This is a genomic window from Anaeromassilibacillus sp. Marseille-P3371, from assembly GCF_900169665.1.
GTDB lineage: Bacteria > Bacillota > Clostridia > Oscillospirales > Acutalibacteraceae > Anaeromassilibacillus.
This window is the reverse complement of record NZ_LT835157.1, coordinates 666,753-673,648: the sequence shown is the minus strand read 5'-3', so window position 1 is coordinate 673,648 and position 6,896 is coordinate 666,753. Positions and strand designations below refer to the sequence as shown.

Genomic DNA, 6,896 nt, shown 5'->3' with positions numbered 1-6,896 from the left:
ACACCCGCTGCTCCATATGTGTTGCTTACATTTCTCGATGTGGAGCCGCTCTTCTTCGCTGTCGTCGTCTTTGTCTCCAGGTTCTGGATGCTTGCTTCCAGTGCTTCTACGGCACTCTTGACCTCTTCTTCGGTCGCTGCTTCATTGTTCAACACAACCTTTGCGTTGCTCAATGCCTTCTGCATCGCTGCCACGCTCTTTGCTGTGTACTTGCTGGTGTTCACTGCCTCTGCTTTTCCAATCAGGTCTTTCAAAGCGTCCTTGTTCGGAATCATACGCAGTGCTGTAATCGCATTGAGCAGTTCTTCGGCCTTCTCATCCACTGCCTCCTGGGTTGCATTGTCATTTTCCAACAGAGTTTCTGCATCGCCTAGGACGGTTTTAAAGGTAGCCCATGTTTCATCCTGGATGTACTTCGAAGCATTCTCTACAATTTTCTTGCCTTCTGCTACCAAAGCTTCCAGATCCGTCCTATCTGCACGGAAGACCAGTTTATTAAGCGCTTCATACAGTGCTTCTGCCGCTGCCTGGATGTCTGCTTCCAGTACTTCCTCGTCGTCCATCAGGTCCTCTGCCGCCTTGTATGCGTCGTCCAGCGCCTGTACGCTCTCCGGCGTGAAGTTCTCTCGATTGATGCTCTCTGCAATCTCCATCGGGATTTCCAGCTGGCTCTTGTCGCCCGCTGTAAAGCTCAGATACTGCAATGCCTCGATCAGCTCAAACATCGCGTTGTTGATCTCGTCCTGGCTTGCGGTCTTCTTTTCTTCGATCGCTTTCGCTGCCTGCAACGCATTCTTGTACTTCTTCTGTACCGACGGGACTGCCGCCGCTACCTGCGCTTTCACGCTCTCGCTCTCTGCGATCGTGATCACTTCGCGCAGATTTTCTTTATCTACGATCGTGAAGCCCAGTTCAATCGTGGTGTCTGCATTCGGCATTGCCAGGCTGTATACATACTCATTGACATCAAACGCCTCTACCGGCTCGCCATTGACTGTCACGCCTGCGATCTCTCTGCCTTCGACTCTCGGCTCAAAGGTCAGGTCGAGATTCGTGTTTGCCATTACGACATCTTTATATGCGCCGATCAGGTTTGCAATCGTCTGCTCTTCCCCATCGATCGAAAGCTTCACCGTTGTCGGGTAGCTTACTGTCAACATATGCTCGGTCGGGGTTGTGTTCTTCACAAACTTAATCGCTGCGCCGCCAGAGGTCGTCAAATCGCTGCGGCTATGTGCAGTGACCGTCGAACCATCTGCCTGCTTAAATTCATACTCCAGAACCGGGGTATCCAGACCAGCAAGGTCAATGGTCAAAGTATCTGCACTTGTGACTGTTTTCGTTTCTGCGATCACGCCGTTCAACGGTTCATCCAAATCCAGCGGATTGTCCGGATTATCTCTGTAAATATATGCTGTATAAGTGCCATCGCCCAAGAAATCGAGATCGATGTCCACCGGTTTCGTCTCTTCGAATGCACAAATGACACCTAAATACCAATCGTCGCCATTGCGGCGTGCCATTTCTACCAGCTCGCCAACTTCGCCACCGATCAGCTTACTCTCATCCCAAGAGGCCGGCATACTGCTCCAATATTCCTCATAGAAAGGAATCGCCTTATAAACCGATGGTTTATCCGCCAAGCACTGAATGCCACTTTCATAGATGATCGGCAGCGCATACATATGTGCCAAGGTAAACATCGGCGGGTTGTCAAATTCCTGTGGTTTTCCAGTATCCGGGTCTGTCGGGCCGAAACGTACATTGTTCAAAGCACCAAAAGATGCCATAGGAGTATAATCCAACGGACCAACTGCGCCTCTTGTAAATGGAATAACACAGTTATTCGCAGCCGTCAAATCGCCGCCCCACGGATAAGTACCGCCGCCGTAATCGTTCGGATCACGCCAGTCACTTACGGCGTAACCTTCTGCACCACCGACGCCTTCTCTTGTTAGAGCATGGGGATAGGTGCGGCGTTCGCCTGCCGGTTTTACAGTGCCATGTAGGTTGATAATCATATGATTCTCGGCAGTTTGCTTCAGCAGGGCATCGTACAACTGCATCATGGATTGCGTTGCAGAATCGAAGAAGTCCGGCTTAATACCAGCAATTCCGAGCTCTGCCCAGTAGTCAATGCGCTCACGTTGTTTTTCTGTCACAATATCGTTTTTGTGTACCCAGACCAAAAGCTTAATGCCCTTGCTCTTTGCATACTCAACTAATTCTTCTGTCCAGGAATAATAGCCGAGATAACGCTGGCCAGCCGGCGCATCCGGATCATAACCGGGCTGCTCTTCTTTGTTCTCAGTGCGCTCATACGGCACCATCCAGCCTTCGTCCAAAAGCTGATACTGCCAGCCCATTTCCGCTGCGAAATCTACATATTCCTTGTAAATACGCAGGCCTTCTGTCTCAAATTTATCAGCCGGAATCTGGTCATGGCGCAGATCGCCATTCAGCCATGTCCAGTTGGATACGCCGGATTCAACCCAGCTGGTGTCTCCGATTGCATTGTCCGGGCTCAGGTTTTCCGGCATCGTATTGTCCATGATGTCCGCCAGATCGCCCATCACCAGGAAGCGCCACGGAGAAGTGAACGGTGCAGTAGTGACCACCGGTCCCTCTGCATCCTGCTCAGGTGCAAATTTCACGGAGAGCATCGTATCCTCGCCGCCCTCCAGCACAGAACCACAATAGGTTCCTGTCATGATATCCGCCTCAGAATAGAGACCATAGCTGCCACTTTCCGTCTCATACAACAGCGGCATATTGAACAGCTGGCCATCCAGATCGGAATAGCTTCCCCATTCTCTGTGCGGCCATTCGTTTGCAACGCTGGAATTGTCGCCGCAGCTCTGACCCCAGAACTTCTGGTAACCTTCGGGGAGCTGGAATCCAGTGAATTCCTCTGTGATCTCCAGTTCATCGCCGTTTCCGTCGATTGCATAGCGGAGAGCAACGCCCTCATCATAGGCGCGAACAAGAATGCTGTAACTTACCCCATCCTTGGTGAACGGGAAGGTTGTCTCGTTGTAATCCTTGTCTACGTGCTTTACTTTACCGCCGATTAGATCATAGGAATCGTTTCCGCTCTTGGAAGAAACTTGTCCCAGAACCAATCCGCTTCGGAAATCACCCATGTTGGTCATCAGGCCAGTCGGGGATACGCCAGCCATTACTTCGCCATCCTTTATGGCGAGATACGAAACAGCGCCATAAGAAGCGTCATAAGCAACCAGTGCCTTTACATCTGCAGCCGGTGCCGTCACTTCAAAAATGCTGCCTTCAACCGGCTCGGTCCCAACAACCACTTGGACATAGGACTCGAGTGTAGAACCATCTTCCAATTCTGCTTTAAACACAACAGAGGCCGTGCCGTTGCTCTTTGCTTCTGCAGTGATTCCAGAATTGGTCTTACTAACCTCCAAGATGGAGGAATTGCTGCTTTCTACGGTATAATCTTCAATTGCCTCACCATAGTTGTCCCATGCGGAAGCCGATACCTTGGTGACATCGCCCACATTCAACAATGTTTGGTCAACTGCCAACTCCACAACCGGGTCCTGTGGCTCCGGCTCTGGCTTTGCTTCCTGTACCAACTTCCACTGGTTGGAAATAGAATCTTCATTGGCCAGAACAATGAGCGTTCCATCCGTTGTATCATCGCCGTCGAGAGCAATGTAAAGCGGCGTGCCTGCCAGCTCGGCCTTCTTATTCAGAATTCGATACGTACCGTTTCCGGTATCTACGATCTTCCACAGCTGGGAATCATCCGCATTGTCAATGTTCCCGAGGGTCAAAGCTGTACCGACTTCCGGCGCAGAACCGGTCGGCATCAAAACGGTAGCAGTCGTGTTCTTGGGCTGGATGCGATAGTATTCCTGATTTGCATCCGGAATCAAACGCCAGCACAGTGCATCTCCCGGATTGTAGTTCCACCACAGATCCACCTTTGCTCCAGCGCTGGTATTGCCGCCGTATACTTCAATTCCTGCATCCTTCAAGGAGGTCAGGATTCGATACTCTGCGGTCGTATCCCAAACCGGTGCATCCTCGGTCTTCACATAGTGAATCGCTGCGCCGCCTGTTTCAGCAAGCGCAATGTTCAGCGTGTCGTTCTTAGTAACCGTGCGGGTTTCCGCATCGACGGTCTCCATCGGATCTTCGCCATCCGTATAGATGTAGGCAGTATAGGTTCCTTCACCGAGGAAATCCAATGAGAACTCTGCATTGCGAGCATTATCACAGATCATTCCCTGATACCAGTCGTCCCCATTTCTACGGGCGAAGTTCACATAATCCGCGGGTTCTCCATCTACAAGAATGGATTCTTCCCACTCGGAAGGCATGTTCTTAAAGTAATGCTCATAGGCCGGATGCGCACGATAAACGTCCGGCTTGTCCGCCATGCACTGCACGCCAGCTTCAAATACGACCGGCAGGGCAGCCATATGCGCCAAGGTAAACTGACGATAATCGCCGCTCGCGCCATAGGAAGCCATGGGGGTATAATCCATTGGTCCTACTGCATTGCGGGTAAACGGAAGCGTGCAGTTATGGCGTGCACTGACATTATCAGGAATAAAGTCATACTGCTCTGCGCCAAACACCGCTTCACGGGAAATAACGTTTGGATAGGTGCGGCGTTCGCCAGTTGGCTTACCAGCGCCGTGCACGTTTAACAGCATATTGTATTTCGCTGTAGTCTTTGCCAGGTTTTCGATTTGCAGAATCGTTGCCTGATCCTGGGAATCAAAGAAGTCCGGCTTGACGCCCTTGAAGCCCATCTCTGCCCATTCAGAAATGCGCTCTTCCTGCTGTTCTGGGGTCTTCAGGTCGGAGCTGTTCGCCCAAACAATCAAGCCAACGCCCTTTTCGTTGGCATACTGGATCAGATCTTCGGTCCAGTCATAATAGCCCTTATAAATGGAGCTATCATTCGGGTCCGTATTCTTTCTCTGCCAGCCTTCGTCGAGCAGCTGATATTCCCAGCCCATCTCTACTGCGAAGTCGACATAATCTTTATAGATTTCAAAAGCTTCGTTCTCGAAATCCACATCCGGGTCTGTATGACGAAGGTCGCCATTGAGCCAAGTCCAGTCAACTGTACCAGACTCTACCCAGCCGGTATCTTCCAACTTGCAGTCCTCGCTCAAGGTCTCCGCCATGGTATTTTCTGCAATCGTCTTCGGGGAACCGATGACGGCAAAACGCCAAGGAGATGTAAACGGAGCGGTTGTCACGACGTCGTCGGTCTGTTCCGGAGTAAAGGCAACATTCAACAGACCAGTGCCATCGCCTACAAGCTGTGCGCCACAATAGGTAGAATTCAGGTCTGCCTCGGAGAGCAGCGCCCAAACGCCATCGGTGGTTTCATAGAGGAGCGGCATGCAGTAGCTGCCGCGAAGCTTATGGGCCTCTTCCTCTTGTGCAACGGATTCATTTGCATATTCATATTCCATCGCCTGTGCAACAGAACCGCTTGCAAGCTGGAATCCAGAATTCTCTTCCGAAATGGTGAGTTCCTCGCCATCTTCGGTTTCAATCACATAACGGAACGCCATGCCATCGTCGTACACACGAACGATGATGCTATAGGAAGCGCCGCCCTTTGTAAAGTTCAGCGTCATCTGGTTGCCCGTAGCGTCCACATGGTCCACTTTAGCGCCGATCAGGTCATAGGAGTCCGTAACCTCTTCATCCTCACGGCTCACAAAGGTGAGGCCGTCGCGGAAATCGCCAACGTTCGTTACCAGTCCCGTGGGGGAGCTGGAAACAACGGTTTTTCCTGCATATGTCGTGAAGAAGCGGACAGCGCCCTCAGCGTCCATAAAGAACAGTGCGGAGATATTCTCGTCGGGCGATGCAACCGACCAAGTTGCGCCCTCTTTCCCTTCGCCAACAATGATCTCACAGGTCGCTGTACGGCTGATGCTCGAATCGACCGCATCCACCACTGTACAAGTCATCGTTGCAATGCCGTTTGCAACGCCGGTAATGACACCCGTATCCGGATCAATGGTTGCAATCTCCGGATTGTTACTGGAATATGTGCACTGTTCCGGGGTGATTGCAATGCTCTCCTGACCGTTGGAATACGCGGAGATCACCAGATTGGTGCTGTCCCCTACTGCAACAGCCGGCTCTTCCGGCTGTACGGACAATGTCTTCAGACGGTCCATCACAGCGCGGTCGCAGATAATCTGTGCTTCCGCCCAAACGGAATTAGAACCACCGGAGTTTTCCATCGTCAGCACGGTTGTGCCTTCTGGAATTTCCACATCCACCGGTATAATCCCTTTGCTGCTGGTCAAATTCTTCGTATAGAACGTCTCGCCATCCGCCTTCAGTGTGAAGTTTGTTCCTCCCCACCAGTTATCCGACTGAATGGCAATTTGTGCCTGGAAACGCAGCGCACCATAGCCGGTCAGGTCATAGACGATCGTTGCGTTACCACTCGTACCGAGGCCCTTTTCAAAGGAAACCTCCTCCCCATTTTCGTCCGTCAGGACAATCTTATGTACGTTGACATCTCTGTCCTTACGGACCTGCCACCATCCATCCTCAGCGGATGTCCATTCCATATCGCTGAGATATACGGCGGCTGTCTCTGTTGGATCTGCACGGTTTTCCTCAGTCTTCGCGACCGCGGGAAGCCCACTGGTAAATACAAGCGCAAATACCAGGAGCAAGGCAAGTGCAGACCGCCATGTTCTTTTTCTCATGATCCCTTTCTCCCTTCTTGGATTTTTGGCACAAAATTCTGAATACTTTGGCCTGGACTTTATTATATAAAACAGAGTGTTCCAAAAGTGTTCCATATTCACTTCTTCTTTTAGGAAATACTAATAAATTTGTAAAAAAATACGTTTCTTTGTATATTTGCTTGCTAA

At 51.0% G+C, this 6,896-nt stretch carries 1 protein-coding gene; it reads right to left on the bottom strand.

Translation table 11 applies throughout. The annotated features are described in order from the left end of the window. A partial coding sequence (locus B9Y59_RS15610) for a glycoside hydrolase family 97 N-terminal domain-containing protein (RefSeq protein WP_158088915.1) occupies positions 1–6,728 on the bottom strand: 6,728 nt, incomplete at its 3' end. Positions 6,729–6,896: the final 168 nt, after the last annotated feature.